This is a genomic window from Terrabacter sp. 2RAF25 (assembly GCF_052115265.1).
In the GTDB taxonomy this organism is placed as follows: domain Bacteria; phylum Actinomycetota; class Actinomycetes; order Actinomycetales; family Dermatophilaceae; genus Terrabacter.
On record NZ_JBFRGJ010000005.1, the window covers coordinates 36,107 to 62,756 of the forward strand.

Sequence of the window (26,650 nt, forward strand, 5' to 3'; positions counted from 1 at the left end):
CCGACAGGCTGTCGGGGTGACGGAGGGAAACAATAGCCGCTACGGGTCCGGTGGCGGAAATCGCCCCCGCTCGGGCCGTGTCGGGACCCTGCGATCAGTCGATCCCGGGGACCTGGGTCAGGAGGTCGTCGGCCCACTGCGGCACGAACTGCGGGACGCCGGCCAGGGCGAGGTAGCCCCAGATGACACCCCACACGATGAGCACGGTGCCCAGGGCCACGAGACCCCGCACCCAGACCGACTGGGCCAGCATCCAGTCGTTCCAGCGGCTCACGTGGTGCTTGCCGAAGTCGAGCCAGCGCTGCGCGAACTCGAACTCGCTGGCGAGGATGAGCAGCCCGAAGAAGACCACGAGCCACCCCGGACCCGGGGCGGGGACCATGATGAGGCCGGCGACGGTGACGACGGTCCCGACGACACCGACCGCCGTGCGCCAGGCCAGGTGGGTGACCCGGTTGCGACGGAGCCGGGCGCGCCAGGCCCACCGGTCCTCGTCGGCGTCGAGGGTCCGGTTCGGGTCGGAGTAGTCGACCTCGGGGCGGGTCGCTGCGTTCGGGGACTCGTCGGGTCCGGTCACGGGTCTGCGTCTCGCTCGGCGTTGCTGCGAAAGACCCGGAGGAGCTCACGCGTGACCGGGTTGTGCTCCGGGAGCGCGCGGTCGTCGACGGCGTGGATCGCGAGCACGTCCTTCGTGGAGCTCGTGATGAAAACTTCGTCGGCCGTCTGCAGCACGTCGAGCGGGAGCGCCTCCTCGCGGACGTCGACGCCGGCGGCGCGCCCCCACTCCATGGTCAGCTCGCGCGTGATGCCCGCCAGCAGGCCCGAGCCGACGGGCGGCGTGAGCACGACTCCGTCGACGACGACGAACACGTTGCTGCCGGTGCACTCACACAGCTCGCCGCGGGTGTTGGCGAAGACGGCCTCGATGGCCCCCTCACGCTTGGCCCGTGCGAGCGCGACGACGTTCTCGGCGTACGAGGTCGTCTTGAGACCGGCCACGGCGGAGCGCTCGTTGCGCGTCCACGGCACGACGGTCAGCTTGCCGCTCGCGGGATGTGGGGCCTGTGGGGCGGCGAGAACGATGTGGGTCAACGACGAGTCGTCACGGTCGGAGCCGAGCGGGCCGATGCCACCGGTGACGCTGTAGCGCAGGCGGCCGAAGGGGATGGCCGGACCGTCGAGGACGGCCGCGATGCCCTTGTCGACAACCGCGAGGTCGACCGGCGGCAGACCGAGCCCCTCGGCGGAACGCTCCAGCCGTCGGTGGTGGCGCGAGAGGGCGAACGGTCGCCCGTCGACGATCTTGGCCGTCTCGAAGACGCCGTCGCCCACCGTCACCGCGTGGTCGAGGGCGGAGACGGATGGTCCGGTGGGGTCGACGAGGTCGCCGTCGACCCAGACGCGCATGCTCGTGCTCATGGTCCCTTCCCTGTGGCTCGCCGGAGCGCCCTCATGGTGTCACAGTGCCTGCCGCCAGCCCGATCAGGCGGGCGGCCTTGAGCTCGGTCTCGGCCCACTCCCCGTCGGGGTCGGAGTGCCACGTGATCCCGGCCCCGGTGCCGAAGCGCAGCCAGCGACGGCCTGACTCGTCGTGGTCCGCCCAGAAGGTGCGGATGCCGACCGCGAGGTCGGCCTCGCGGGCGTCCGCGTCGATCCAGCCGATCGCTCCGCAGTAGGGCCCGCGGGCCCGCGTCTCGAGGTCGTGGATCGCCGTCAGGGCGCTCGACTTGGGCGCGCCCGACACGGAACCGGGCGGGTAGGTGGCGGCGAAGACCTCGGCCCAGCCGACGCCCTCGCCGAGCCGCCCGCTGACGGTCGAGACGAGGTGGACGAGGCCGGGGTGCTCCTCGAGGGCGCAGAGCTCGTCGACCGAGACGGTGCCGGGCTCGCAGACGCCGGAGAGGTCGTTGCGCATGAGGTCGACGATCATGACGTTCTCGGCGTGGTCCTTGGGCAGCATCTGCTCGGCCGTCGGTGCCGTGCCCTTGATCGGCCGCGTCACAACGGTGTCGCCGCGCCGGGCCAGGAAGAGCTCCGGTGACGCGCTCACGACGTCGAGGCCGGCGGCCCTGCACCGGACGCGCGCCGCGTGTGGTGCCGGGTTGCCTTGTCGCAGAAGGTCGTCCAACCCGTCGAGATCTGCGTTCTCACCGAGCGCGTGGCTGAGCACCCGACACACGTTCACCTGGTAGACGGTTCCGGCAGCGATGCGCTCGCGCACCTCGCGCACTGCGTCGACGTATGCCGCACGGTCGAGCGAGCTGCACCAGGCGCGGTCGAGCGGCTGCCAGGCCGGTGCGCCCCGGGGCGACGGCGCCGCTGTCGTGCGGCTGACTTCGGCGAACCGGACCGCCGTGACGTCGCCCTCGAAGGTCGCCACCACGGCCCAGAAGCCCTCGCGCGTGACGGCGTCGAGGGCCGCTGGCCCGCGGCGGACATCGATGACCTCGCGGGCCTCCCGGTCGGCGAAGCGGGCGTGGTCCACCCGCAGATCGTAGGCCCTAGCGGGCGAGGGCCTTCTCGATGTCGGCGGCGATGGCGGACGGCTCGGTGGTCGGCGCGTAGCGCTCGATGACCGCGCCGTCGCGGCCCACGAGGAACTTGGTGAAGTTCCACTTGATCTTGCTGCCGAGCAGGCCGCCCTGCTCGGACTTGAGCCACGTAAACAGGGGGTGCTCGTCGTCGCCGTTGACGTCGACCTTCGAGAACATCGGGAAGGTGACGCCGTAGTTCTTCTGGCAGAACGCGCCGATCTCCTCGTCGCTGCCGGGGTCCTGGCTGCCGAACTGGTTGCACGGGAAGCCGAGCACCGTGAGGCCCTGGGCGCGGTAGCTCTGGTAGAGCTCCTCGAGGCCGGCGAACTGCGGCGTGAACCCGCAGGCGCTGGCGGTGTTGACGACGAGGACGACGTCACCGGCGTACTGGTCGAGCGACACCTCCGAACCGTCGATGGCGGTGGCCTTGAAGTCGTTCAGGACGGTCACGGGGTCTCCTCAGGGTGGTCACGCGTCGTGAGTACGCGTCGGTAGCATCTTCGCCCGAGAGGAGCCCGCACCGCCAATCGGCGTCGAGGGTCGCCGGCGTCAGGACGCCTCGGCGTCGTCGGGCTCCGGCGGGAGGTCCTTGCCATCGCGCTCGTCGCGGTCGGCCCACTCGATCAGGGCACGGAAGTCGAAGACGGCGTCGTCGATGCCGGCGTGCAGGTCACCGAGCCGCGAGAACCGCTCGGGCATCGTGGCGATGGTGAAGTCCTGCGGCTCGGCGTCCGCGACCTCGTCCCATCCGAGCGGCGCAGACACGGTGCCGCGCGGGTTCCCTCGCACGCTGTAGGCGGCCGCGATCGTGTGGTCCCGGGCGTTCTGGTTGTAGTCGACGAACAGGTCCTCCGGCGAGCGGTCGCGCCGCCACCACGTCGTGGTCACGTCGTCGGGCAGCCGACGCTCCACCTCCCGGGCGAAGGCGAGGGCGCCCCGTCGCACGTCCTTGAACCCCCAGTCGGGCGCGATGCGCACGTAGACGTGCAGGCCCGACCCGCCGGAGGTCTTGGGCCACCCGACGGCGCCGAGCTCGTCGAGGATCTCGTGCGTCGCGGTCGCGGCCCGCCGCACCTTGTCGAAGCCGCACTGCGGCATCGGGTCGAGGTCGATGCGCCACTCGTCGGGTTTCTCGGTGTCGGTGCGGCGGCTGTTCCACGGGTGGAACTCGACGGTGGACATCTGCACCGCCCAGATGACGTCGGCGAGGCGGGTGACGCACAGCTCGTCGGCGTGCAGCCCGTAGCGGGGGAAGTGCAGCCGCACCGTCTCGACCCAGGGCGGTGCACCGGCCGGCAGCCGCTTCTGGTGCACCTTCGGCCCGTCCACTCCCTTGGGAAAGCGGTGCAGCATGCAGGGCCGCTCGCGCAGCGCGTTGACGATGCCCGGACCGACCGACTGGTAGTACCGCACGAGGTCGAGCTTCGTCTCGCCGCGCTCGGAGAAGTAGACCCGGTCGGGGCTGGAGAGCCGCACCGTGTGGTCGCCGACCTCGATCTCCATCGCCGGGCTCTTGCTCGCCGCCATGCCGACAGCCTACGTATGCCGCCGGGTCGCCGAGCGCTCCGACGCGTGCGCGGTGGAGGCGACCGGACGGCATACGCCCCCCGGACGTGCGGAAGGGCCCGCCGACGTGCGTCGACGGACCCTTCCAGCGGAGCGGACGACCGGGCTCGAACCGGCGACCTCAACCTTGGCAAGGTTGCGCTCTACCAACTGAGCTACGTCCGCTTGCCGTGCCCCGCGAGCCGAAGCCCCGTGGGTGCGAGGTAGACCATAGCGGACGGTCGGGCCCGGCGCGAAACCCGCTCTCCGAGTGGCCGTTCGGGCGCCGACCGCGCATCCTTCGAGACCGGCTGTCCATGACGCGGCACGGCACGAGAGGATGGGTCCCATGGCGAAGCCCGCTGGCCTGCGGTTCCTCAGACGCAAGGGCCACGACCTGACCGTGAAGGACCGCGACGGCGACCAGCACCGCGCCACCCTGGAGAAGCTCGCCGGTGTGGAGGACGGCACCCACGAGGACGGCGCCTTCTCCTTCGGCTACTGCAAGAGCTGCGACTGGACGGGACCTGCCCGGCGCGCCCGCGACAAGGCCCGCAAGGACGCCGTGGCGCACCAGGCCGACTGTGAGGGCAAGGGCAAGATCCGGATCGGTGTGAGCGACCCCGACGCGAGCTAGTGCCCGACTGCCATCTCCCCCAGCTCGGACCAGTCCGTGCCCTCGATGGTCGTGTTGACGATCTTGGGCGTGGCGGTCAGGTAGCCGGGAAGGGTCGACGTGGCCTCCTTGAAGTGGTCGCTCTGCACGTGCGCGCCGCCGGCGGCGTCGTCGCGGAAGGCCTCGACCAGGACGTACTCCGTCGGGTCGTCGAGGCTGCGTGACCAGTCGAACCAGAGGCAGCCCTCCTCGGCGCGGGTGGCCTCGGTGAAGGCCCGGGAGATCTCGGGCCAGTCGTCGGCGTGCTCGGGCTTCACGGGGAACTTGGCGGTGATGAAGATCAACGTGATCACTCCTGCTGCGGTCGGTGATGGCGGTGCTGTCGGTCGTGTCGGTGCTGTCGGTCATGCCGCGGCCGGTGTGACCGGGTCGGCCGGTTCGGCAGGCCCGCCACGACGGCCGTCTGGATGCGCACTCCCAGGATGGCGGAGGCCCACGCGAGGCAGGCTCCCACACCGAGGGCCATGATCTGACGGACCACTCGAGGCGCTCGGGCGCGATCCGTCCGAGGGTCAGGTCGACGAGGCCTCGATCGGGTGGTTCGGTGTGGGCGTGGAAGCTCGTGTCCGGATGCCGGCCCAGGATCCGAGTGAGACGGACAGGATGACCAGCAGGGCAGCCATCCCAGTGAGGAGGATGTGGTAGTCGACGGCGGCGACCAGGCCGGCGCCGACGGCGATGGACACCACCTGTGGTGTGCCGATCAGGGCGCTGAAGGTGGTGGAGACCCGGCCCATGAGCCGGTTCGGGGTCCGCACCTGGACCAGTGTGCTGATCGCCACGATGAGGACGGGGAGGCCGAAGCCGATCGGTATGGCGGCAGCGACGACGACGGTGATGTCCGCTGCCACAGCCATGGTCGCGATGCTCACCGCGAAGAGCGCCAGGGCAAGCGCGATCGCCCGTACGTGGCCCAACCGCGTCACGACCCGGTTCGACATGAGACCGCCGGCGAGGGCCCCGATCCCTTGGACCGAGACGATGACCCCCACGAACGTCGCGGGTCGGTCGAACGCGTCGGTGATCGCATACACGAGCGACTCGAGGAAGCCGAAGGCGAACAGGCACCCGGCGACGGCACAGGTCGGCCACCAGAGGAGCCTGTCGCGGTACAGGTGCGCGAACCCGGCGACGAGCTCGGATCCGAAGCGCAGCTCCGGTGGGCTGACGACGTCGCCGGTGATGCGCAGGGAGATGACGGCGGTGATGGCGACCAGGTAGGCGGCGGCGACGAGCAGCAGGACGCTGCCGACTCCCCAGGTGGCGTACATGGCGGCCCCGAGCAGCGGGCCGAAGAGGCGCAGTCCTTCCCGGAAGGTGCTGGTGGCTGCGTTGGCGTGGACCAGCTGGTCGCTACTGACGATGATCTTCAGCAAGCCCGTGACCGCGCCGGGGAGCATGACCAGCGCGATCCCGTAGGCGAAGGCCACGGCATACACGATCCCCACCTGGGTGGAGTCGTGGACCCACACGAGGGGAACCAGGCTTGCCGCGGCGAGGGGGTACGCCGCGAGCAGGAAGCGCCGGCGCGGAACCTGGTCGACGACCCACCCCAGCAGCGGCGCGACCAGCGAGGGCGCGACGACCCAGAACAGCGCCATCCCGGCAGCCCCGCTGTTCCCGGTCAGCTCCTTGGTCATGATTCCGAAGGACAGCAGCAGGACCGAGTCGGCCACCATGGTCGCGGCCAGGGCCACGAAGAGGCGTCGGAAGGCCGGGATCGCGAACGCCTGCCTCACTGCGGGTCCACGCTCGTCAGGGCGAGCACGTGCACGTGCCGTGCCTCCTTCGGCACCGGCTCGTCACCGGTCAGCCGCCCGTGATGGCGCAGCAGCAGCGCCGCGAGGTCGGCCGCGAAGGCCGTCGCCTCCTCCTCTGTGAGCACGACGACGGCTTGTGACATCCCGACGTCGCCCCAGCCGTGTGGGCTCGCGTCGCTGTTGCGTCGCCACCGGGCCACCTCGCGCTCGAGGAGCTGCGCCGAGAGCGCCTGCCCGGCAGATCGGTATCCCGGCGCACTGCTCGCGGCCTCGTCCCACACCAGGCCGACTTTCACCACCTGCCACGGTCGCCGCCGGCCGCGGCCCGCGCCGGCCTCCTCGACGAACCCGTGCTCGGCCAGCTTGCGCAGATGCCACGAGCAGTTGGCCGGTGTCTCTCCCAGAGCATCCCCGAGCTCGGTGGCAGTCATCGCCCCCCGCAGGGTCAGCTGCTCCAGGATGTCCAGACGGAGCGGGTGCGACAGTGCACGAAGCTCCTTAGCGGTACTGATCCGACGTGGCTCGAAAGACATGTTGCGACACTATCGGTATGGAAAGAAGTCTTTCAATAGTCTCCTCAGCGCAAGTACCGAGCGCCCCGCGAGACGCTCAGCCATCGAGCCGGACGTCCGACCATCCGCGTCGTCGGTCCCCGCATGGCTGATCGAGGTCGTGCTCGGCAGCGTGTGATCGGGTTGTGTCGACGGCGGGACGGGGTTGACGACGTCCAACGGCACGTGGCGTCGAGCCCGTCGTGACCCCGTTGAACGCCGCGCTTGGGATCCGACCGGCAACCTGGTGGCGTCTCCTGACGGATCCCGACAAGCAGAAAGGCCCCCGACCTGCGTTTCCGCAGGTCAGGGACCTTTCTCATTCTGTGGGCGATACTGGGTTTGAACCAGTGACCTCTTCCGTGTCAAGGAAGCGCGCTACCGCTGCGCCAATCGCCCGAGGGTCGTGCTGTGGTGGTGCTGTACCGAGGTGGAGACGGGATTTGAACCCGTGTACGCGGCTTTGCAGGCCGCTGCCTCGCCTCTCGGCCACTCCACCGTGGAAGGCAAGTGGATCTTTGCCTCCGAGCGGACGACCGGGCTCGAACCGGCGACCTCAACCTTGGCAAGGTTGCGCTCTACCAACTGAGCTACGTCCGCGGAACACCAGCGGTGTAACTTCTCCGCTCGGTGCGAGGTAGACATTAGCCCATCGGTCCGGGCGACACAAAACCGGCCGCCGCGATGCCGATCCACGCTCAGCGACCCACCCTGCGCTCGTGCTCGGTCGGTGCTGCGAGGCCGTCGTCGAGCTCCTGCTCGACTGTCTCGTGCAGCCCGGAGGGACGGCTGCGGGCGTACTGCCGGTCCTCGGCGCGCCGACGTGCGAGCCAGTCGACGACCGACGTCGGTTCGTGCTCACCGAGAGGGACGGGCCACAGGGTGCGTGAGGCGGAGTTGAGCCCCGCGCCGATGAGGATCGCGATGGCCAGGAAGTACAGCCAGATCAGCAGCACGATGGGTGTCGTCAGCGGCCCGTAGATCGTCGTGCCGCCGAGCGAGGCCTCGAGGGAGATCCGCACCAGGTAGGAGGCGCCCAGCCAGATGGCGAGTGCCAGGAGCGCCCCCGGGACGTCGCGCAGCCACGGGGCACGACGGGGCGTGGCCACGTGGTAGAGGGTCGTGAGGGCGACGACGCTCAGCACGAGCACGGTCGGCCAGTAGAGGTAACGCAGGAACGCGAGGCTGTCGGGCAGCCAGTCGGACACGAGCGCCGGGCCGAGCAGCACGAGCGGCAGCAGCACGATGCCGGCGACGGTGCTCACCGTGTAGATCGCGAGACTGAGTGCGCGGAGGCGGATGATCCCGCGGATGTCCTTCTGGCCGTACATGATCGACACGGTGTCGATGAAGACGTTGAGCGCCCTCGAGCCAGACCACAGGGAGAGCAGGAAGCCGAGCGACACGATCTCTGGCCGCCCACGCCCCAGCACGTCCTCGACGGTCGGGACGAGCAGCTTGCTGATGCTGTCCTCGGTGAGGAAGCGTTCCGCGTACTCCCGGATCGTGGCGACGACCTGGGCGACGTTCTCGGGGCCGATCCACGCGCTGATGTAGCCGAGCCCTCCGAAGAGCCCGAGGACGAGGGGCGGCAGCGAGAGCAGCATGAAGAATGCCGCTTCCGCTGCGAGGCCGGTGACCCGGTAGTCGAGGCACACGTCGACGGTGCGCAGGGTCAGGCGGGCCGTGCCGAGCCCGCCTGGCACCCGACGCAGCATCGCGCGTACGCGTTCCTTGACCGTCATCGCCACGAATCTAGCCGTGACGGCGGGCCGTCGACGTGACCCGTCCGACACGTGCTGCACCGACGCTCCCCCGGGCCCGCGCCCTACCCTCGGCGGGTGAGCACACACGAGGTGACCAACCAGGCTCCGCCCTACGTCGGCGGCGACTTCTACACCGACGACGTGGCGCTCGCCGAGGCCGTCGAGCGCTGGGGCGGTCCGTCGGGAGCCGAGGAGCTCGGGGCGCTCGGACGACTCGCAGGGTCAGCGGAGGCCCAGGAGCACGGTCGGCTCGCCGACGCCCACCGACCCGTCCTGCGCACGCACGATGCCCGCGGGCACCGCGTCGACGAGGTGGAGTTCCACCCTTCGTGGCACTGGCTGATGACCCAGGCGGTCGGGGCTGGCCTCACGGCCGGGCCCTGGCTGGCGCCGGGCGGGTCCGGAGCCCACGTGCGCCGGGCGGCGGGCTTCGTCCTGTGGTCGCGGGTCGAGGCGGGACACGGCTGCCCCGTCTCGATGACGTATGCCGCCGGGTCGGCCCTGCGGCACGACCGCACGCTGGGCGACCGCTGGCTGCCGGCCCTCGCGAGCCGCTCCTACGACTTCGGCATCCGGCCGGTGACCAGCAAGTCGGGTGCCATCGCCGGCATGGGGATGACGGAGAAGCAGGGCGGGTCCGACGTCCGGGCCAACACGACGCAGGCGGTCACCTCTCCAGGCGGCCCCCTGCCGGGCGAGACGTACCGCCTCACCGGCCACAAGTGGTTCTGCTCCGCCCCGATGAGCGACGCGTTCCTCGTGCTGGCGCAGGCACCGGGTGGGCTCACCTGCTTCGTGGTCCCCCGCGCGCTCGACGACGGCACCCGCAACGTCTTCTCCCTCCAGCGGCTCAAGGACAAGCTGGGCAACCACTCGAACGCGTCGAGCGAGGTCGAGCTCGACGGCACGTGGGGAAGCCGGCTGGGCGACGAGGGCCGCGGCGTGAGGACCATCATCGACATGGTCGGCGCGACCCGCCTGGACTGCGTGCTGGGCTCGACGGCGACGATGCGCGACGCGGTCTCGCGGGCCGTGCACCACGCGCGGAACCGCACGGCGTTCGGGGCCCTCCTCGTCGACCAGCCCCTCATGCGGAACGTGCTCGCCGACCTCGCGCTCGAGGCCGAGGCGGCCACGGTGCTCGGGCTGCGCCTGGCGCGGGCCGTCGACGACGGCGAGACCGACCTGGCCCGGCTGGGGGTCGCCCTCGGCAAGTTCTGGGTCTGCAAGCGCACCGCACCGGTGGTCGCTGAGGCGCTCGAGTGCCTCGGCGGCAACGGCTACGTCGAGGAGAACGGGCTGGCGCGCCTCTACCGCGAGGCGCCGCTCAACTCGATCTGGGAGGGGTCCGGCAACGTCAACGCCCTGGACGTCGTGCGCGCCGTGAGCCGCGAACCGGCGAGCCTCGAGGCGCTGACGACGGAGCTGCACGAGGTGCGGGGACGCAGCGCAGAGCTCGATGCCCACGTGGACTCGGCTCTGGCACAAGCCCGTTCACTCGACCCGTCGTCCGCGGATGCGGCCTTCGGCGCCCGTTCGGTCGTCGAACGGCTAGCCCTCGCCCTGCAGGCGGGCCTGCTGGTGCGGCACTCCCCCGCCCCGGTGGCCGACGCCTTCGTGGCCAGCCGGCTCGCCGGAAGACGCGGCCACACCTTCGGCTCACTCGACGTCGACCTCGCCGGAGCGGCGGCTGCCGTGCTGGAACGAGCCGGCTGAAGGAGAGTGGGCCCTCGACCAGCGATGGCTCAGCGCCCGACGCAGTGCTCGGGCGTGGTGTCAAAGGTGAGCACTCGACGGACGCAGGGCCGCCAAACCCGTTGATCGGCATACGTGCTCGGCGGCCGCGTCGGTCAGCTGGCGGCGAGGCGCTTCTTCTCGGCCTCCACGTCGAAGTCGGCCTCGGGCCACTGGAGGTCCATGCCTCGCAGGGCCTCGAGGATCAGCTGCTGCACTGCCAGTCGGGCATACCACTTCCGGTCAGCGGGCACGACGTGCCAGGGCGCCCCTACGGTCGACGTCTTGTCGAGGACGGCCTGGTAGGCCTGCATGTACGCGTCCCAGTGACCGCGCTCATCGACGTCGCCGGGGTTGTACTTGTAGTGCTTGTCGGGACGGTCGAGGCGCTCCATGAGGCGCGCCTTCTGCTCGTCCCTGGAGATGTGCGTCATCACCTTGATGACGGTCGTGCCCGCGGCGATGCACCTGCGCTCGAACGCATTGATCTGTGCGTAGCGCTTGGACCAGACGGCCTCGGGCACGAGATCGTGGACGCGCACGATCAGGACGTCCTCGTAGTGCGACCGGTCGAAGACGCCGAGCTGGCCGGGACCGGGAAGTGCCTTCTCGATACGCCAGAGGAAGTCGTGGGCACGCTCCTCCTTCGTCGGCGCCTTGAAACCCGTGGCCTTGACCCCCTCGGGGTTGACGGAGACGACGTGGCGCATGATGCCGCCCTTGCCGGAGGTGTCCATGCCCTGCACGACGAGCAGGACCGAGCGGCGCCCGCCCACGGTGGACTGGGCGAACAGCCGCTCGAGGAGGTCTGACAGCTCCGCCTCGCAGGCCTTGAGCGCGGCCTTACCCGCGATCTTGTCGCCGGTGAAGCCGGGCGTCCCGGCGGTGTCGACACCGTCGAGCACGAAGCCCTTGCCGACGCGGAGGGCGTTGACGACGTCCTTGATCTCCTCGACGGCAGCCGCCTCGTGCGCCGCGATCGTCTCGTCCTCCGCGGCCTGCTCCTCGAGCTGCTTGTCCGAGACCTGGCCCGCTGCTTGGCTCCCCTTGCCGGCCTTCTTGGTCTTGCCCTTCTTGCTCTTGCCCTTCTCACCCTTGCCCATGGCGTCATCCTGCCCGACAGCGAGGCCGCGCGACGGCTTGCGCCGCGCGGGATCGGCGCGTGGCGCGCACCGTCCCCGATACTGGCGGCATGCGCTTGCTCCTACCCGGTCGGTCCGGCCTCCCCGCCCAGGCCGACCTCGACGAGGCCGCACTGTTCCGGGCGTACGCGTGCCCCGAGCCGCGATGGGTCCGCTGCAACATGGTCACCTCGCTCGACGGGGCGGGGACCGGCCCCGACGGCCGCTCGGGCTCGATCAACAACGAGGCGGACCACGTGGTCTTCGAGGTCCTCCGGGCCCTCAGTCACGTGCTCGTCGTCGGAGCAGGGACCATCCGCACCGAGGGCTACCCGCCCCTCGCCGTCAAGGGCCACCTCGCCGACCTGCGGCGCGAGCACGGCCTCCCCGACGCCCTCCCGCTTGTCGCTGTCAGCAACCGCGGGGCCGTCCCCCCGACGCTGAGCGGGTGCCGTGACGGTCGCGCGCTGATGGCCGTCCCGTCATCTGCACCCGGCCTCGGCGCGGCACGTCGTGACCTGGGCGACGAGCACGTGCTGGTGTGCGGCGACGACGCCGTCGACCTGGCAGTCCTCGTCGAGACGCTCCACGACCGGGGCTGGGACCACGTCCTGACCGAGGGCGGCCCCTCACTGCTGGCCTCGTTCGTGGCCGCCCGGATGATCGACGAGCTCTGCTACACGGTGGTGCCCCAGGTGGTGGGCGGCGAGGCGCCACGCACCGTGGGCCCGGACGGCACCCCAGCCGACCTCGACCTCGAGCTGCTCGTCGAGCAGGACGGCACGATCATGGGCCGCTGGTTCATGCGTCGCTGACCCGCTCGGGCGCGAGTCAGCGCGTCACCACGAACTCGCGGAGCACGCTCTCCCAGCGCTCGGGGTCGTTGTTCCACTCCCTGCAGTGCCGCGCCACGCCCCACCGCTCGAACCGGACGAGGTCGGGGCGTCGGCCGGCGAGGGCCACGGCCGGCCCGATCGGCACGAAGTCGTCGCCGTCGGACGCGATGACGAGCATCGGGTGGCGCAGCTCGTCCGCTCGGGCCACCCAGTCGGTGAGGGCCACGTCGATGGGTTCGCGCACCCCCACGAGGCGTCGGCTGCGACGCGACCCCAGCAGCCCGGAGGCCATCCGCACGAGCGGTGCGGGAACGCGGCGCAGGCGGCCGTGGTGACGCAGCACCACGCCCCAGTCGATGACGGCCGAGTCGAGCACGACTCCGACGACGTACTCCGCGAGCGGCGAGCGGTCGAGGGCCTGGAGCACGATGGCACCGCCCATCGACCACCCGAGCAGGAGGATGCGACGGGCTCCGTGCGACACGGCGTACCCCATGGCCGCCTCGACATCGCGCCACTCCGACAGCCCCAGGTTGTAGCGCCCGTCTGGGCCCTCGGGGGCGTCACGGTCATTGCGGTAGGCGGCGACGAGGCTGGTCCAGCCGGCGTCGCGCAGCACGGGGACGGCACGGAGGGTCTCTTCCCTGCGTGCACCTCTCCCGTGGACGAGCACGGCCCAGTCCTGGCCGCTGCGCCCGCCCTCGGGGGGCACGACCCACCCGGGCAGCGCCCCGACGTCGGAGACGATGCTGACGTCCTCGTCGGGCAGGCCGAGACTGACCGACGGGCGGTCCCAGTAGAAGTACTGGTTCCACCGTGCCGGGCCGACGTCGAGCACGCCTCGGTCGACGGACAGCAGGCGACGGGTCACCGAGGTGGCGTCGCTGTCGAGGATCTCGCCGACCCGGGCATGCCCGGCCCCACCGTCGAGCCAGACGCCGTAGCGTCCCGGCACCACCGGGTCGGGCCCAGCGGCGAAGGTCACCGACTCGGCGTCGTGGCGCAGGATGGCGACGTCGTCGGGCTGCAGCTCGTCAGGAGTGATCACCTTGCGCGCGAAGTAGGCCGCCGCCGCGACGGAGCCGCTCGCGGCGCCGAGCAGGGAACCGGTCCCCGCGGCGGCAGCGACGAGCACCGGTCTGGAGACGAGCCTGCGCACCTGCACGCGGACATCGTCGCAAAGCGGGTGCCGGACCCGGCGCCGACCTGCCGCGCTGGCGGATTCTTCGCTTTTGTCGGTGGCAGGGGCCGGTCCGCCACCACCTCCCTGTCCAGCGCCGCGGCGGACAGGGAGGTGGTGTCTCGGGTCGGCGACACCCTGCGCCGAGCCCCACCGTCTGGCAACGCCACGCCACCCGGGCACAAACACGAGAGGTGTGGCGTTGGTCTGGACATGAGCGACGACAGCACCCGCAAGACGCACGACAAGCCGTATGCCGTCCAGCGCACCGACGACGAGTGGCGCGCTGCGCTGAGCCCCGCCGAGTACCAGGTGCTGCGCAAGGCGGGCACCGAGCCGGCGTTCCGTGGGGAGTACACCGACACCAAGACACAGGGCGTCTACTCGTGCCGTGCGTGCGGCGCCGAACTCTTCCGCAGCGACACCAAGTTCGAGTCCCACTGCGGGTGGCCGTCCTTCTACTCACCGCTGGCCGGCGACTCCGTGGAGTACATCGAGGACCGCACTCTCGGCATGAAGCGGGTCGAGGTGCGCTGCGCCACCTGCGGCTCGCACCTCGGGCACGTGTTCGAGGGCGAGGGCTACGACACACCGACCGACCAGCGCTACTGCATCAACTCGATCTCGCTGCGGCTGCAGCCCGACGAGGGCGGTGCCGACCCGGCCTGACGGTCGGCTGCGCGGCTCGGGCCTGCCCGCCTACATTCGTCCCATGGTCGACGACGGCGACATCCGCATCGGCGATGCCGAGCGCGAGGACGCCCTGGCCGCGCTGGCGGAGCACCACGCCGCCGGACGCCTCGACGCGAACGAGTACGAGGACCGCCGCGGCCGCGCGAACGACGCCGTGGTCCGCCGCGAGCTCACGGCACTCTTCGTCGACCTGCCGGAGCCGCACCCCACGCTGCGTCCCGGCCGGGCCACGTCGCTGACGAGGCCCCCGAGCCCGGGTCGGCCGCCCCACCAGGGGGCGCGGGGCAAGGTGTCACGAGTCCTCGTGAGCCTGGCCCCCTTCATCGCGCTCGCGGCCTTCCTGCGCACCGAGTCGTGGCTGGTGTTCCTGCTCATCCCCGCCATCGTGGCCATTGCCAGGGCGATCGACGACTGAGCCCTCGTTCGCGCGGGCCGGCGGGGGCAGGTGCGGGCGCCGACGCGTACGTCAGCGCAGGTTGGCGACGAGCTCCGCGGGCGTCACCTTCGGGCCGGTGAAGAAGGGGATCTCCTCGCGGACGTGCCGTCGCGCCCGCGAGGCACGCAGCTCACGCATCAGGTCGACGATGCGGTGCAGCTCGTCGGCCTCGAACGCGAGCAGCCACTCATAGTCGCCGAGGGCGAAGGAGGCGATCGTGTTGGCGCGCACGTCGGGGAAGTCGCGTGCCATCTGGCCGTGCTCGCGGAGCAGGTCACGCCGCTCGTCGTCCTCCAGGAGGTACCACTCGTAGGAGCGGACGAAGGGGTAGACGCAGACGTACTTGCGCGACACCTCGTCGGCCATGAAGGCCGGGATGTGGCTCTTGTTGAACTCTGCAGGCCGGTGCAGGGCCGCGTTGCTCCACACGGGCTCCAGGTGCTGGCCGAGCTCGGTGCGGAGCAGTCGGTGGTAGGCCGACTGAAGCTGCTCGATCGTCTCGGCGTGCCACCACACCATGAAGTCGGCGTCGCCGCGCAGGCCTGCGACGTCGTAGATGCCGCGGACGACGACACCCTCGTCGTCGATCTCGGCGAGGAAGGCCTCGAGCTCGCCGAGCAGCTTGTCGCGGTCGTCACCCAGCGGGGTCACCGTGCTGAAGACGGACCACATGCAGTAGCGGATCGTGTCGTTGATCTCCCGCATGCGGGCCGGGGTCATGCGCTCACTCATGACCCCATCATCCCAAGGCCGTCCCGGCGTCCGCCCAGCGGGTCAGGACCGCGCGGGCGGCGGCCCTGCCGGAGGCGATGCACGCCGGGATGCCGACACCGTCGTATGCCGCCCCGCACAGGGCCAGCCCGGGCGGCAGGTCGCGGGTGGGTGCGAGACGCGACCGGTGCCCGACGGCATACTGCGGCAGTCCCCCGCCCCAACGCTGGACGTGGGCGGCAACGGGGTCCGGTAGGCCGTCGCCGAGCACCGCACGGAGGTCGGCCAGGGCCACGGCGACGAGCTCGTCGTCGCTGCGCTGGAGCGACGCTTCCTCGCGGTGGCGCCCGATCGACGCGCGCAGGTAGGTGCGGTCGGGGTGGGCGCCGGCGAGCCACGGCCACTTCACCGAGCTGAAGGTCGACGCCTTGATCGTCAGTGGCTCGGTCGGGGGGACGAGGAACCCGCTGCCCTCGAGCACCGGCGGCACCGGGCCCCCCAGGGCGAGGGTGACGATGGCCATCGAGGCGTACTCCACCCCGGCGAGCGCCACGGCGGCTGCCGGTGCGACGCGGCGCAGCAGCCGCGCAGTCGGCGCTGCGGGAGTGGCCAGCACCACGTCGTCGAAGTGCTCGCGCACCACGGCCGTGGTCGGGCCGGTGGACACGACCCACCCCCGGCCGTCGCGGACGAGCTCGCGCACCACCGACGCCGTGCGGACGTCGACCCCCGCCTCGGTCAGTCTGCGGCGCAGCACGTCCGGGAGGGTGCCCAGTCCCCCGACCAGCGTCGCGAAGACCTGCAGCGCTGCCGTCGGGCCGTTCGCCGCCGCAGCGGCCGAGTCTCGAGCGACGTCGGTCAGCGGCCGGCCCTCGTGAGCCGCCGCGGCGAGCGCGGGGACCGCCTGCTCGACGGAGATCTCGCGGGCGTGCCCCGCGTAGACGCCTGCGAGCAGAGGCTCGACGAGACGGTCCGTCACGGCCGGCCCCAGCCGGGCGTCGACGAGGTCGCCGACGGAGAGGTCGCCCGCGCGGGGACCGTCGACCACCTCGTGCGTGAGCCGTTCGACCTCGTCGTCGGCGAGGAGGCCCCGCACCGACTCAGGGTCCGAGGGCACTCCCATGACCGTGCCGCGAGGCATCGGCCAGCGGGCTCCCCGCGAGACGATCGAGGCGCCGACAGCGGCCGGGTGCGTCGCCAGGTCGGCGAGCCCGAGCTCGTCGAAGAGGGCCAGTGCCTCGGGTCGGCGCGCGAGGACGGACTCCGCGCCGACGTCGATTCGCGCTCCCCCGACGTCCTCGAGCCGCAGCTTGCCGCCGACGCGGTCGCTGGCCTCCAGGAGGGTCACCTGCACGTCGGTGCCGGATCGGCTGAGCTCCCAGGCAGCGGCCAGTCCGCTGATACCCCCACCGATGACCGCGACCGTCCGTGCCATGACGCCCACTCTCCCACCCATCCGCGAGGCGGCTGTCGCTGGGTGTCGGCGAGGAGAACGGCTTCGACGAGGCACCCTCCTCGGCCGAAACGGCCCGCCGCAACGATCGGCGCCGAGTGCGTGTCTGTGGAGTCAAGGACGTCGCCACGGACCCCCGCCCACGCCAGCAGGCACGTGCGGGAGGCGACCCGTCGAAAGGCCCGCCATGACCGCCACCTCGCACCTCTCCCGGTTCTCGTCAGTGCCACCTTCGCGGAGGCGGCTCCTCGCCGCCGCGGCCGTGGCACTCGTCGTCATCGCGCTCGCCTTCGGCGTGGGGTCGAAGGCGCTGCAGCACTCAGCCACGACGGCGGGAGCTGCCGGCGCCGGGTCGGCCGCCACCTCGAGCGGTGGGACGCGCGCCGCCGAGTCGTCACGCGACGGTGCCGCCCTCGGCCTCGGTGCACCATCCGTGAGTCCCCAGGCCGCGTCCGGCACGGCGAAGACGCCCAGCGACACCGGCACGGGCACCGGCACGCTCGCCGGAGTGGTGGGGGCCAAGATCGCTCGCACCGCCTGGCTGGGCATCAAGGTGACCGACCTGACCGGCTCCGCCGCGCGGGCGCGAGTCATCGCCACGGGCGCCGGCGGCCAGGTCACCTCCGAGAACGTCGTCACGAGCACCGACCCGACAGGAAGCCTCCGATCGGCCGGCCAGCGCCCGGAGTCGGGGGTGTCCGTGCCGGACGTCGGGGTGGACGAGGCACGGATGGTGCTCAGCGTCCCGGCCAAGGCCTTGGACCAGGTGCTCACCGACCTGTCGAAGATCGGCTCGGTCTCGTACCGCTCGTCGCAGTCGGAGGACGTCACCGACACCTACGTCGACACCAAGGCGCGGATCGAGCCGATGCGCGACGGCATCGACCGCGTACGCGCCCTGCTGGCCAAGACGACCGACCTCCAGCAGGTGATCACCCTGGAGAGCGAGCTGACCCGGCGCCAGGCCGACCTCGACTCCCTGACCCAGCGGCTGGCGCAGCTCGACGCGATCACGAGGACCAGCGACGTCACGCTGAGCCTGTGGACCGATGCGACGGCCCCGGTCACCACCCCGGACGACGGGATCACCGGCGGTCTGCGCACCGCCTGGGACAGCCTCCTGGGGTCGGTCACCGTGATCCTCACCGGCCTCGCGGCGTTGCTGCCCTGGCTCGTGCTGCTCGTCCCGGTCACCCTGCTGGCGCTTCGGATCAGGCGTCGCCGCAGCGCCGTCGCCGGTCAGGCCCCCGCAGGGCCCGGGGCAGCGGCCCCGGCGCTCGTCGGAGCACCAGCGAGCGCCGGAGCACCAGCGGGCGTCGGCGCACCAGCGAGCGCCGGACCGGACCCAGAGTCGGCAACCGGAGCACCGGCGCCCGGTCCGCAGCGCTCCGATCCTGACGACTGAGGGCCCGCCCGGGCGCTGACCCGCACGGGGTGGTGCGGCCGGGTCGGTCTAGCGGCCGAGACGGCCGCGCACCAGGTCGCCGGCCTGCCGGATCTCCTTGACGTGCATCGCGTGCGCGAGGCCCAGGTAGATGACGACGAAGACCAAGCCGACGAGCCCGATCTCGAACGCGCTCGAGAACATCCGCTTCGCGGTCGACGACGAGCCGTCGACGACACTGCTGGTGATCGGCTCCAGCACCTGGGTGGCGCCCCACGCCACGACCCCGGCCACGGTCGCCGCGACGCCGACCCGCGATGCCGTGACCACCGCGCTCATCAGGCCGAGCGAGCCGGTGCGACGCCGCAACAGGTAGAGGCCGACCCCCGAGCTGACGACGTTGCCGACCGTCTGGCCCATCGCCATCACCCCGATGGCCCAGACGGGGTTGATGAAAAGGGTCACGACACCGGCGAGGGCACTGATCCCGGTCAGCAGCACCTGCATGACCACGGTGGGCTTGCCGTCCTCGAGCGCGAAGAACATGCGGTAGCAGAGCAGGTCGATCCCGAAGGGGATGAGCCCGAGGATCATGATGATGAGCACGCTCGCCGAGACGTCGATCGACCGGGGATCGTTGACGGCGACCCCCGGGTTGAGCAGGGCCACGATCGGGTTGGCCAGCACGATGACCGCGACCATGATCGGCACGTTGGCCACGAGGGGCACCGTGAGGCCGGTGCGGAAATAGCGCCGCAGACCTGCCCGGTCGCCGGCGGCCGCGGCCGCCGAGAAGCGCGGGAAGAGCGAGGTGATCACCGACACCGTGATGAACGCGTGGGGCAGCATGAAGAGCGTGAAGGCGACGCCGTACGCCGCGGGGCCGCGAGTCGCCGCGGCGAGGCCCAGCTCCTTGGCGTGGGCGGTCGCGTTGTTGAGCGCGCCCTGGCTGATGAAGAAGCCCACCTGCGAGACGGCCAGGCCGCCGAAGGCCCAGATGGCCAGGCGGCTCACCCCACCGAGACCCACCCCACGCAGTCCCCAGCGCGGCCGGTAGCGGAACCCGGTGCGACGCAGGGCCGGCACCAGCGAGAGGGCCTGGACGACGACCGAGAGGGTCGCCGATCCGGCGAAGAGCCAGATCATCGGCCCGGTCCATTCCGCCGGGTCACGAGGCCCGGGGCGACCCGGACCCGCCGGGCGGTGCTGCGGGAAGACCACGATGAAGAGCAGGAGCCCGGCCACGGCGACCACGTTGGCGATGAACGGCGCCCAGGCGAAGGCGCCGAACCTGCCCCGGGCGTTGAGGATCTGGCCGAGCAGCGCGAAGAGCCCGTAGAAGAAGATCTGGGGCAGGCAGATGAGCGAGAACGCGAGCGCGAGCTGCTTGAAGTCCGGCGAGTTGTTGCGGGCCAGCAGCCAGACGAAGGCGCCTGCTCCGGCGGTGACGACCAGGGTGATGCCGGCCATGCCGGCGAGAGCCACCGTGATGACGCGGTCGGTGAACTCCTGGCCGCCGTCCTCGAGCTTCATCGCCCGCGCCAGCGACGGGATGAGCACGGCGTTGAGGATGCCGCCGGCTGCCAGGACGTAGAGGACGTTGGGCAGCGTGTTGGCGAGCGAGAAGGCGTCACCCGCCAGCTGCACCCCGATGATGGCGGTGATGAGGGCGTTGCGCACGACCCCGAGCACGCGTGAGGCCACCGACCCGCCGAGCATGGTGAGGCTCGAGCGGGCGACCGACGGTGCCGCGGACACGGTGGGAGCCGCCGTCATCGGCGGCTCGAGCACTCGTGCACGAGCTCGGTGACCCGGGTGAGCACGTCGGGGTCGACGTCGGGCAGGACGCCGTGACCGAGGTTGAAGATGTGCCCCGGCGCTCGGCGCCCCTCCTCGACGATCTCGCGCACCCGGCGCTCGAGAGCCTCCCACGGCGCGAACAGCAGCGCCGGGTCGAGGTTGCCCTGCACGGCATACGTCGGCCCGAGTCGCTCGACGGCGTCGGTGAGCGACACGCGGTAGTCGACGCCCACGACGTCGGCGCCCGCCTCGCCCATCAGCGCGAGCAGCTCGCCGGTGCCCACACCGAAGTGGATGCGGGGGATGTCGAGGTCGGCGACGGCACCGAGTGCCACCGTCGAGTGCGGCATCGCCCGGGCCGTGTAGTCGGCGCGTGAGAGGGCGCCGGCCCAGGAGTCGAAGAGCTGGACGGCGCTGGCCCCGGCCTCGGCCTGCACGCGCAGGAACTCACCGGAGATCTGGGCCAGACGGGCACACAGGGCGTCCCACAGCTCGGGGTCGCCGTGCATGAGGGCCTTCGTCTTCTCGTGGTTCTTCGACGGGCCACCCTCGACGAGGTACGACGCGAGCGTGAAAGGAGCCCCCGCGAACCCGATGAGTGGCGTCTCACCGAGCTCGGCGACGAGCAGGCGCACCGCCTCGGAGATGAAGGTGACGTGGTCGGGCGTCAGCGGCACGAGCTGGTCGAGGTCGGCCCGGGTGCGGATCGGACGGGCCACCACGGGACCCACGCCGGGGACGATGTCGAGGTCGACGCCGATGGCCTTGAGCGGCACGACGATGTCGCTGAAGAAGATCGCCGCATCGACACCGTGGCGACGCACGGGCTGCAGCGTGATCTCGGTGACCAGTTCGGGGCGCATGCACGACTCGAGCATCGGGACGTTCTTGCGCACGGCGCGGTACTCCGGCAGCGAGCGGCCGGCCTGGCGCATGAACCACACGGGCGTCCGCGTGACCGACTCGCGGCGGGCAGCCCGCACGAGATCGCTCTGGCGGGTGGCAGGTGGGGCAGTGGTCGGCACCGGACAATCCTGCCACGACGCCGGGCAGGCTCCGTCCCAGCCGCTCGGCGCGCCCTGAGGACAGATCGCCCGACTCCGGCATACCCTCATGTGGTGCACACGAGAACGTTGCCGGGCAGCCACGGCGCGGTCTTCGCGAGGACGCTGAGCGCCCTGCGAGACGTCCGTCTGCGCTCGGAGGTGCGCCTGACCGAGGTGCCGGCCCCGACGCGCATCGCTCCGTATGCCGCCGCGCTCACTGCCGACGTCATCGACGTCTCCGACTCCGAGGCCGACCTCGCGACCGGTCGCTTCGTGCTCCTGCACGACCCCGCCGCGCCCGAGACGTGGAACGGCCAGTGGCGCGTGGTCACGTTCGCCCGCGCGGAGCTCGAGGCCGAGCTCGCCGGCGACCCGATGCTCGGCGCCGTCGGCTGGTCGTGGCTGACCGACTCGCTCGCCGAGCGCAACCTCTCGTGGACGGCCGAGGCCGGCACCGTGACCCGTGTGCTCAGCGAGAGCTTCGCCGGCCTCGCCGACCGCGAGGCGAGCGTCGAGATGGAGATCCGCGCCTCGTGGACCCCCGTGGCCGGCGACGTCGTCGACCACCTGCGGGCCTGGGCCGACATGCTCTGCACCATCGCAGGCATCCCGCCGCTCCCTGACGGGGTCGTCCCCCTCCCGGGGCAGCGCCGGTGACGGCTGAGCCCGACGCGCCTGCCGCCGACATCGACGCCGACATCGAAGCGGTCGCCACCGACCTCGTCCCGCTCACCCACCCGCGAGACGGGGTTCCCGACGTCGTCGTCGAGGAGCGCGACCTCATGCGGGCGGCCGAGGCCATCGCGACGGGCACCGGTCCGGTCGGCATCGACGCCGAGCGCGCCTCCGGCTACCGCTACGGCCAGAAGGCCTACCTCGTCCAGATCCGCCGCGAGGGCTCCGGCACCTGGCTGATCGACCCCATCGCCTGCCCCGACCTCTCGCCGGTCGGCGAGGCCATCGGCGACGCGGAGTGGATCCTGCACGCCGCGACCCAGGACCTGCCCTGCCTCGCCGAGGTCGGGCTGCACCCGAAGGCTCTCTTCGACACCGAGCTGGGTGGCCGTCTGGCCGGCCTGCCCCGCGTGGGCCTCGGAGCCATGGTCGAGCACTACCTGGGGCTCCAGCTCGCCAAAGAGCACTCGGCCGTCGACTGGTCGGCGCGTCCCCTTCCCGAGCCGTGGCTGCGGTATGCCGCCCTCGACGTCGAGGTGCTCGTCGACCTGCGTGACGCGGTCGGCGCCGAGCTCGCCGCGCAGGGCAAGGCCGCGTGGGCCGCCGAGGAGTTCGAGCACCTGCTCGACTTCACCGGGCCCGAGCCGCGCGTCGACCCGTGGCGCCGCACCTCGGGCATGCACAAGGTGCGTGGCCGTCGTGGGCTCGCCATCGTGCGCGAGCTCTGGCTGTGGCGTGACGCCCTGGCCCAGCAGCGTGACACCTCACCAGGTCGCGTGCTGCCCGACGCCGCCATCAGCGAGATCGCCCTGGCCAACCAGCGTGCGACGCGACCCCCGCGCACGGTGGGGTCCGCCGATCCGCGGCTGGCGAGATCGGTGCGCCGCCACCAGGAGGCGATCATCGAGGTCGTCGCACGGGCCCTGGGGCTGCCCGAGGACGACCTCCCGGTCGTGTCGCTGCCCCCCACCGGTCCGCCGCCGCCCAAGGCCTGGGCAGACCGCGACCCCGTCGCCGCCGGTCGGCTCGCTCGCTCGCGCGAGCTGCTGGGCGCCGTCTCGGTGGAGCTCTCGGTGCCGGTCGAGAACCTGCTGACCCCCGACCTGCTGCGCCGGTTCCTGTGGGAGGGGCCCGCTGCCCCGACGACGGCCGAGGTCGCCGAAGGACTCTCGGCCCTCGGTGCGCGGCGGTGGCAGACGACGATCTGCGCGCCGCTCATCTCGCTGGCCTGCAGCGAGAACCCGTCCGCCTGACTCCGTGCGGCTCGTGAGGATGGTCACCCGAGCGCCCGTTGGCCCGGAAGTTACTCGGAAGTAGTATCGAGGTGTCGCGCTCCGTCGCGGCCCACCGACCCTCGATCCCCTGGAGGCACCGTGCCCCGCGCACTCAATGAGGTCGTCTTCGTCGACGGCGTCCGCACGCCGTTCGGCAAGGCGGGCGAGAAGGGCATGTACGCCCAGACCCGAGCCGACGACCTCGTCATCCGGTGCATCCGCGAGCTGCTGCACCGCAACCCGAACCTGCCCAAGGACAAGGTCGAGGAGGTCGCCATCGCGGCGACCACCCAGATCGGCGACCAGGGCCTGACCCTCGGCCGCACGGCGGCGCTGCTCTCGGGCCTGCCGAACACGACCCCCGGCTACTCGATCGACCGGATGTGCGCCGGAGCCATGACGGCCGTGACCAACACCGCGAGCTCGATCGCCTTCGGCGCCTACGACGTGGCCATCGCGGGCGGCGTCGAGCACATGGGCCGGCACCCGATGGGCGAGGGAGTGGACCCCAACCCCCGCATCGTCGCCGAGAAGATCGTCGACCCCGACGCCCTCGTCATGGGCAAGACGGCCGAGAACCTCCACGACCGCTTCCCCCAGCTGACGAAGCAGCGCTCCGACGCCTTCGCCGTCGGCAGCCAGGACAAGCTGGCCCAGGCGTACGCCGACGGCAAGATCCAGCGCGACCTCGTCACGGTGGCCACCCGCCACGCCGAGCAGGGATGGGGCATCGCCTCGGTCGACGAGCCGCCACGCCCGGGCACGACGGTCGAGGACGTCGGGCTCCTCAAGACCCCGTTCCGGGCCCACGGCAACGTGACGGCGGGCAACGCCGCCGGCCTGACCGACGGTGCGACCGCGTGCCTGCTCGCCTCCGAGCAGGCTGCGAGCGACCTCGGCCTGCCGGTGCGGATGCGACTGGTCGCCTACTCCTTCGTCGGCGTCGAGCCCGAGGTCATGGGCGTCGGCCCCGTGCCCGCCACCGAGAAGGCCCTCGCCAAGGCGGGCCTCACGATCGAGGACATCGGTCTCTTCGAGCTCAACGAGGCGTTCGCCGTGCAGGTGCTCGCCTTCCTCGACCACTTCGGCATCGCCGACGAGGACCCCCGCGTCAACGAGTACGGCGGCGCCATCGCGACCGGGCACCCGCTCGCCAGCTCCGGCGTGCGTCTCATGACCCAGGTCGCCCGCCAGTTCGAAGAGCACCCCGAGGTGCGCTACGGCCTGACCGCGATGTGCATCGGCATCGGCATGGGGGGCGCCGTGATCTGGGAGAACCCGCACCACGCCGACTACTCCCCCACCGCCGTCGCCGGCACGACCGAGGAGGGTGCCAAGTGAGCGCCACGACCACCGAGAAGCCCACCGCTGCAGCCGACTTCGCAGCCGAGGTCGTCACGCGTACGCCGGTGCGCGACGTCGCGCTGCCCGGCGGCGCCGGCACGCTCGCGCTCATCACGCTCGACAACGGCTTCGACCACACGAAGCCCAACACGTTCGGCCCTCAGTCGATCGCGGGCCTGGCCGAGACCGTCGCCCGCCTGCGTGAGCGCGCCGAACGTGGTGAGATCGTCGCGGTGGCCGTCACGGGCAAGCCCTTCATCTTCGCGGTCGGCGCCGACCTCACCGGTGTTCCCGTGATCCAGTCGCGTGACCAGGCGCTCGAGATCGCGCGAGCCGGCCACGCGGCATACGCGTCGTTCTCCGACCTGCCCGTGCCGACCTTCGCGTTCGTCAACGGTGCGGCCATGGGCGGCGGTGTGGAGCTGGCGCTGTCGGCGAGCTACCGCACCATGAGCGCGGGCGTGCCCGCCGTTGCGCTGCCCGAGGTGTTCCTCGGCCTCGTCCCCGGCTGGGGTGGCTGCTGGCTGCTGCCCAACCTGGTCGGCATCGAGAAGGCGCTCACCGTCGTCATCGACAACCCGCTGAGCCAGAACCGCATGCTGAAGGGCGTCGACGCGTACAAGCTCGGCATGGCCGACGCCCTCTTCGAGCCGGCCGACTTCCTCGAGGAGTCCGTCGCCTGGGCGGCTCGCGTGCTGTCGGGCGAGGTCGCCGTCGACCGGCCGGAGGTCGACCGCGACGAGGCGGCGTGGAACGCCGCGATCGCCAAGGCCAAGGGCCTCGCCGACGTCAAGACCGGACGGCAGGCGAAGAGCCCGTATGCCGCCCTCGACCTGCTCGCCGCCGCCCGCACCGCGACGCGCGACGAGGGGTTCGCCGCGGAGGACGAGGTGCTCGCCGACCTGCTCATGAGCGACGAGCTCCGGGCCGGCCTCTACGCCTTCGACCTCGTGCAGAAGCGGGCCAAGCGTCCCGCCGGGGCCCCCGACAAGGCACTGGCGCGTCCGGTCACGAAGGTGGGCATCGTCGGGGCGGGCCTCATGGCGAGCCAGCTCGCGCTGCTGTTCATCCAGCGCCTCCAGGTGCCGGTCGTGCTCACCGACATCGACGAGGAGCGCGTGGCCAAGGGTGTCGGCTACGTGCACGCCGAGCTCGACAAGCTCGCGGGCAAGGGACGTCTCAACGCCGACAAGCTCAACCGCTACAAGGCCCTCGTCACCGGCTCCACGAGCAAGGACGGCTTCGTCGACGCCGACGTCGTCATCGAGGCGGTCTTCGAGGAGATGTCGGTCAAGCAGCAGGTCTTCGCCGAGGTCGAGGTCGTCGTGTCGCCCGAGTGCGTGCTCGCGACGAACACCTCGAGCCTGTCGATCGCCGAGATGGCCTCGAAACTCGAGCACCCCGAGCGGGTCGTGGGCTTGCACTTCTTCAACCCGGTGGCCGTCATGCCCCTCCTCGAGGTCATCCCCGGAGAGCGCACCGACGACGCGACGTTGGCAACGGCGTTCGCGGTGGGCAAGGCCCTGAAGAAGACGTGCATCCGTGCCGCGGACCGGCCGTCGTTCATCGTCAACCGACTGCTCGGCCGCTTCATGGGCGAGGCAGCGAAGATCCTCGACGAGGGCACCCCGATCGAGGTCGTCGACCGCGCGTTCGCGGGGCTCGCGCCGATGCCGCCGTTCGTGCTGATCGGGCTCGTAGGCCCGGCGATCGCGCTGCACAACGGCGAGACCCTGGTGCGAGCGTTCCCCGACCGGTTCTACGCCTCCCCGACGCTCCAGCGGATCGTGGCGGCCGGCAAGCGCGGCTTCTACGAGCTGAGCAGCGGCCGCCCGGTTCTCGACCCCGAGGTCGCCGAGCTCGTCGAGAAGCCGGCCGAGCCGGTCGTGCTCGACCTCGCCCAGGTGCGACAGCGCGTGCTCACGGTGCTGGCCGACGAGGCCCGCCGGATGCTCGACGAGGGCGTCGCCCAGGCCCCGATGGACATCGACCTCGCGATGATCACCGGCGCCGGGTTCCAGTTCTGGAACGGTGGCATCACGCCCCTGCTCGACCGCACCGGCGTCGCCGAGGCCGTCACGGGCAGCCGCTTCCTCCCCGTCGGCGTCGCGAACGCAGCAGGCTGACCGAG

General features: G+C 71.5%; 25 protein-coding genes and 4 tRNA genes. 10 read left to right on the forward strand and 19 right to left on the reverse strand.

Annotation, left to right across the window (positions count from 1 at the left end; genetic code table 11):
* Window positions 1–94 precede the first annotated feature (94 nt).
* From AB4091_RS13890 to AB4091_RS13915, 6 genes are all read right to left on the reverse strand, one after another.
* Window positions 95–577, reverse strand: a complete 483-nt coding sequence (locus tag AB4091_RS13890; protein ID WP_442292344.1) for a TIGR02611 family protein — start codon at window positions 575–577, stop codon at window positions 95–97.
* Window positions 574–1,419, reverse strand: a complete 846-nt coding sequence (locus AB4091_RS13895) for an aminotransferase class IV (RefSeq protein ID WP_442292345.1) — start codon at window positions 1,417–1,419, stop codon at window positions 574–576. The genes AB4091_RS13890 and AB4091_RS13895 overlap by 4 nt, the downstream gene beginning before the upstream one ends.
* 31 nt (window positions 1,420–1,450) lie before the next feature.
* Window positions 1,451–2,485, reverse strand: a complete 1,035-nt coding sequence (locus AB4091_RS13900) for a chorismate-binding protein (protein WP_442292346.1) — start codon at window positions 2,483–2,485, stop codon at window positions 1,451–1,453.
* Window positions 2,486–2,501: 16 nt separating this feature from the next.
* Window positions 2,502–2,984, reverse strand: coding sequence for a glutathione peroxidase (locus tag AB4091_RS13905; RefSeq protein WP_442292347.1), 483 nt, complete (start codon window positions 2,982–2,984; stop codon window positions 2,502–2,504).
* A gap of 99 nt (window positions 2,985–3,083) precedes the next feature.
* Window positions 3,084–4,061, reverse strand: coding sequence for a non-homologous end-joining DNA ligase (ligD, locus tag AB4091_RS13910; RefSeq protein ID WP_442292348.1), 978 nt, complete (start codon window positions 4,059–4,061; stop codon window positions 3,084–3,086).
* Between the two features lie 131 nt (window positions 4,062–4,192).
* Window positions 4,193–4,265, reverse strand: a tRNA-Gly gene (locus AB4091_RS13915).
* 163 nt (window positions 4,266–4,428) lie between these two features.
* Here AB4091_RS13915 and AB4091_RS13920 point away from each other — a divergent pair.
* A complete protein-coding gene (locus AB4091_RS13920) occupies window positions 4,429–4,716 on the forward strand; it encodes a hypothetical protein (RefSeq protein ID WP_442292349.1) in 288 nt (95 codons plus the stop codon).
* On the opposite strand, the gene AB4091_RS13925 is transcribed toward AB4091_RS13920, so the two are convergent.
* The 7 genes from AB4091_RS13925 to AB4091_RS13955 all read right to left on the reverse strand — a co-directional run bounded on the left by AB4091_RS13925 (window position 4,713) and on the right by AB4091_RS13955 (window position 8,811).
* Window positions 4,713–5,039: a putative quinol monooxygenase gene (locus tag AB4091_RS13925; RefSeq protein ID WP_442292566.1), complete on the reverse strand. Its 327-nt coding sequence runs from the start codon at window positions 5,037–5,039 to the stop codon at window positions 4,713–4,715. The genes AB4091_RS13920 and AB4091_RS13925 overlap by 4 nt on opposite strands.
* Window positions 5,040–5,267: 228 nt before the next feature.
* Window positions 5,268–6,494 carry an MFS transporter gene (locus AB4091_RS13930; RefSeq protein ID WP_442292350.1) on the reverse strand — a complete coding sequence of 409 codons (1,227 nt, stop codon included), beginning with the start codon at window positions 6,492–6,494 and terminating at the stop codon, window positions 5,268–5,270.
* On the reverse strand, window positions 6,491–7,048 hold the full coding sequence (locus AB4091_RS13935) for an ArsR/SmtB family transcription factor (protein ID WP_442292351.1): 558 nt from the start codon (window positions 7,046–7,048) through the stop codon (window positions 6,491–6,493). Before AB4091_RS13935 ends, AB4091_RS13930 begins: the two co-directional genes overlap by 4 nt.
* Before the next feature lie 345 nt (window positions 7,049–7,393).
* Window positions 7,394–7,465, reverse strand: a tRNA-Val gene (locus AB4091_RS13940).
* 29 nt (window positions 7,466–7,494) lie between these two features.
* Window positions 7,495–7,565, reverse strand: a tRNA-Cys gene (locus AB4091_RS13945).
* A gap of 28 nt (window positions 7,566–7,593) precedes the next feature.
* Window positions 7,594–7,666 (reverse strand) — tRNA-Gly (locus AB4091_RS13950).
* Window positions 7,667–7,764: 98 nt separating this feature from the next.
* Window positions 7,765–8,811, reverse strand: coding sequence for a YihY/virulence factor BrkB family protein (locus AB4091_RS13955; protein WP_442292352.1), 1,047 nt, complete (start codon window positions 8,809–8,811; stop codon window positions 7,765–7,767).
* 96 nt (window positions 8,812–8,907) lie between these two features.
* Between AB4091_RS13955 and AB4091_RS13960 the strand changes: the two genes are divergently transcribed.
* Window positions 8,908–10,548 (forward strand): acyl-CoA dehydrogenase family protein, encoded by a 1,641-nt coding sequence (locus tag AB4091_RS13960; RefSeq protein ID WP_442292353.1) that lies wholly within the window; start codon window positions 8,908–8,910, stop codon window positions 10,546–10,548.
* Window positions 10,549–10,682: 134 nt separating this feature from the next.
* On the opposite strand, the gene AB4091_RS13965 is transcribed toward AB4091_RS13960, so the two are convergent.
* Window positions 10,683–11,669 carry a polyphosphate kinase 2 family protein gene (locus tag AB4091_RS13965; RefSeq protein WP_442292354.1) on the reverse strand — a complete coding sequence of 329 codons (987 nt, stop codon included), beginning with the start codon at window positions 11,667–11,669 and terminating at the stop codon, window positions 10,683–10,685.
* 89 nt (window positions 11,670–11,758) lie between these two features.
* On the opposite strand from AB4091_RS13965, the gene AB4091_RS13970 reads away from it, so the two are divergent.
* Window positions 11,759–12,502, forward strand: a complete 744-nt coding sequence (locus tag AB4091_RS13970) for a dihydrofolate reductase family protein (RefSeq protein ID WP_442292355.1) — start codon at window positions 11,759–11,761, stop codon at window positions 12,500–12,502.
* Between the two features lie 16 nt (window positions 12,503–12,518).
* On the opposite strand, the gene AB4091_RS13975 is transcribed toward AB4091_RS13970, so the two are convergent.
* Complete coding sequence (locus AB4091_RS13975; protein WP_442292356.1) at window positions 12,519–13,688, reverse strand: alpha/beta hydrolase family protein; 1,170 nt, start codon at window positions 13,686–13,688, stop codon at window positions 12,519–12,521.
* 228 nt (window positions 13,689–13,916) lie between these two features.
* Here AB4091_RS13975 and msrB point away from each other — a divergent pair, with 228 nt between their 5' ends.
* Entirely contained in the window at window positions 13,917–14,372 is a 456-nt protein-coding gene (msrB, locus tag AB4091_RS13980; RefSeq protein WP_442292357.1) for a peptide-methionine (R)-S-oxide reductase MsrB, read from the forward strand.
* 43 nt (window positions 14,373–14,415) lie between these two features.
* Window positions 14,416–14,811 carry a DUF1707 SHOCT-like domain-containing protein gene (locus AB4091_RS13985; RefSeq protein ID WP_442292358.1) on the forward strand — a complete coding sequence of 132 codons (396 nt, stop codon included), beginning with the start codon at window positions 14,416–14,418 and terminating at the stop codon, window positions 14,809–14,811.
* Window positions 14,812–14,862: 51 nt separating this feature from the next.
* Here the strand turns inward: AB4091_RS13985 and hemQ are convergent, their stop codons facing one another.
* Complete coding sequence (gene hemQ / locus AB4091_RS13990; protein WP_442292359.1) at window positions 14,863–15,564, reverse strand: hydrogen peroxide-dependent heme synthase; 702 nt, start codon at window positions 15,562–15,564, stop codon at window positions 14,863–14,865.
* A gap of 7 nt (window positions 15,565–15,571) precedes the next feature.
* On the reverse strand, window positions 15,572–16,978 hold the full coding sequence (hemG, locus tag AB4091_RS13995) for a protoporphyrinogen oxidase (RefSeq protein ID WP_442292360.1): 1,407 nt from the start codon (window positions 16,976–16,978) through the stop codon (window positions 15,572–15,574).
* Window positions 16,979–17,183: 205 nt separating this feature from the next.
* Between hemG and AB4091_RS14000 the strand changes: the two genes are divergently transcribed.
* Window positions 17,184–18,401 (forward strand): DUF4349 domain-containing protein, encoded by a 1,218-nt coding sequence (locus AB4091_RS14000; protein WP_442292361.1) that lies wholly within the window; start codon window positions 17,184–17,186, stop codon window positions 18,399–18,401.
* 48 nt (window positions 18,402–18,449) lie between these two features.
* On the opposite strand, the gene murJ is transcribed toward AB4091_RS14000, so the two are convergent.
* Both murJ and hemE read right to left on the reverse strand, forming a co-directional pair.
* Window positions 18,450–20,156 (reverse strand): murein biosynthesis integral membrane protein MurJ, encoded by a 1,707-nt coding sequence (murJ, locus tag AB4091_RS14005; RefSeq protein WP_442292362.1) that lies wholly within the window; start codon window positions 20,154–20,156, stop codon window positions 18,450–18,452.
* Entirely contained in the window at window positions 20,153–21,205 is a 1,053-nt protein-coding gene (hemE, locus tag AB4091_RS14010) for a uroporphyrinogen decarboxylase (protein ID WP_442292363.1), read from the reverse strand. The genes murJ and hemE overlap by 4 nt, the downstream gene beginning before the upstream one ends.
* 93 nt (window positions 21,206–21,298) lie before the next feature.
* Here hemE and AB4091_RS14015 point away from each other — a divergent pair, with 93 nt between their 5' ends.
* The 4 genes from AB4091_RS14015 to AB4091_RS14030 all read left to right on the forward strand — a co-directional run bounded on the left by AB4091_RS14015 (window position 21,299) and on the right by AB4091_RS14030 (window position 26,645).
* Window positions 21,299–21,883: a DUF3000 domain-containing protein gene (locus tag AB4091_RS14015; RefSeq protein WP_442292364.1), complete on the forward strand. Its 585-nt coding sequence runs from the start codon at window positions 21,299–21,301 to the stop codon at window positions 21,881–21,883.
* On the forward strand, window positions 21,880–23,154 hold the full coding sequence (locus tag AB4091_RS14020) for an HRDC domain-containing protein (RefSeq protein ID WP_442292365.1): 1,275 nt from the start codon (window positions 21,880–21,882) through the stop codon (window positions 23,152–23,154). The genes AB4091_RS14015 and AB4091_RS14020 overlap by 4 nt, the downstream gene beginning before the upstream one ends.
* Before the next feature lie 120 nt (window positions 23,155–23,274).
* On the forward strand, window positions 23,275–24,516 hold the full coding sequence (locus AB4091_RS14025) for a thiolase family protein (protein ID WP_442292366.1): 1,242 nt from the start codon (window positions 23,275–23,277) through the stop codon (window positions 24,514–24,516).
* Complete coding sequence (locus AB4091_RS14030) at window positions 24,513–26,645, forward strand: 3-hydroxyacyl-CoA dehydrogenase NAD-binding domain-containing protein (RefSeq protein ID WP_442292367.1); 2,133 nt, start codon at window positions 24,513–24,515, stop codon at window positions 26,643–26,645. Before AB4091_RS14025 ends, AB4091_RS14030 begins: the two co-directional genes overlap by 4 nt.
* The last annotated feature ends 5 nt before the right edge of the window (window positions 26,646–26,650 follow it).

What these genes read in the sequence shown, in the direction of transcription:
- AB4091_RS13895 (WP_442292345.1), bottom strand. Translation starts at nt 1,419, where the DNA reads ATGAGCACGAGCATGCGCGTCTGGGTCGACGGCGACCTCGTCGACCCC.
- ligD (WP_442292348.1), bottom strand. Translation starts at nt 4,061, where the DNA reads ATGGCGGCGAGCAAGAGCCCGGCGATGGAGATCGAGGTCGGCGACCAC.
- AB4091_RS13920 (WP_442292349.1), top strand. Translation starts at nt 4,429, where the DNA reads ATGGCGAAGCCCGCTGGCCTGCGGTTCCTCAGACGCAAGGGCCACGAC.
- AB4091_RS13935 (WP_442292351.1), bottom strand. Translation starts at nt 7,048, where the DNA reads ATGTCTTTCGAGCCACGTCGGATCAGTACCGCTAAGGAGCTTCGTGCA.
- AB4091_RS13955 (WP_442292352.1), bottom strand. Translation starts at nt 8,811, where the DNA reads ATGACGGTCAAGGAACGCGTACGCGCGATGCTGCGTCGGGTGCCAGGC.
- AB4091_RS13965 (WP_442292354.1), bottom strand. Translation starts at nt 11,669, where the DNA reads ATGGGCAAGGGTGAGAAGGGCAAGAGCAAGAAGGGCAAGACCAAGAAG.
- AB4091_RS13970 (WP_442292355.1), top strand. Translation starts at nt 11,759, where the DNA reads ATGCGCTTGCTCCTACCCGGTCGGTCCGGCCTCCCCGCCCAGGCCGAC.
- msrB (WP_442292357.1), top strand. Translation starts at nt 13,917, where the DNA reads ATGAGCGACGACAGCACCCGCAAGACGCACGACAAGCCGTATGCCGTC.
- AB4091_RS13985 (WP_442292358.1), top strand. Translation starts at nt 14,416, where the DNA reads ATGGTCGACGACGGCGACATCCGCATCGGCGATGCCGAGCGCGAGGAC.
- hemQ (WP_442292359.1), bottom strand. Translation starts at nt 15,564, where the DNA reads ATGAGTGAGCGCATGACCCCGGCCCGCATGCGGGAGATCAACGACACG.
- hemG (WP_442292360.1), bottom strand. Translation starts at nt 16,978, where the DNA reads ATGGCACGGACGGTCGCGGTCATCGGTGGGGGTATCAGCGGACTGGCC.
- AB4091_RS14000 (WP_442292361.1), top strand. Translation starts at nt 17,184, where the DNA reads ATGACCGCCACCTCGCACCTCTCCCGGTTCTCGTCAGTGCCACCTTCG.
- murJ (WP_442292362.1), bottom strand. Translation starts at nt 20,156, where the DNA reads ATGACGGCGGCTCCCACCGTGTCCGCGGCACCGTCGGTCGCCCGCTCG.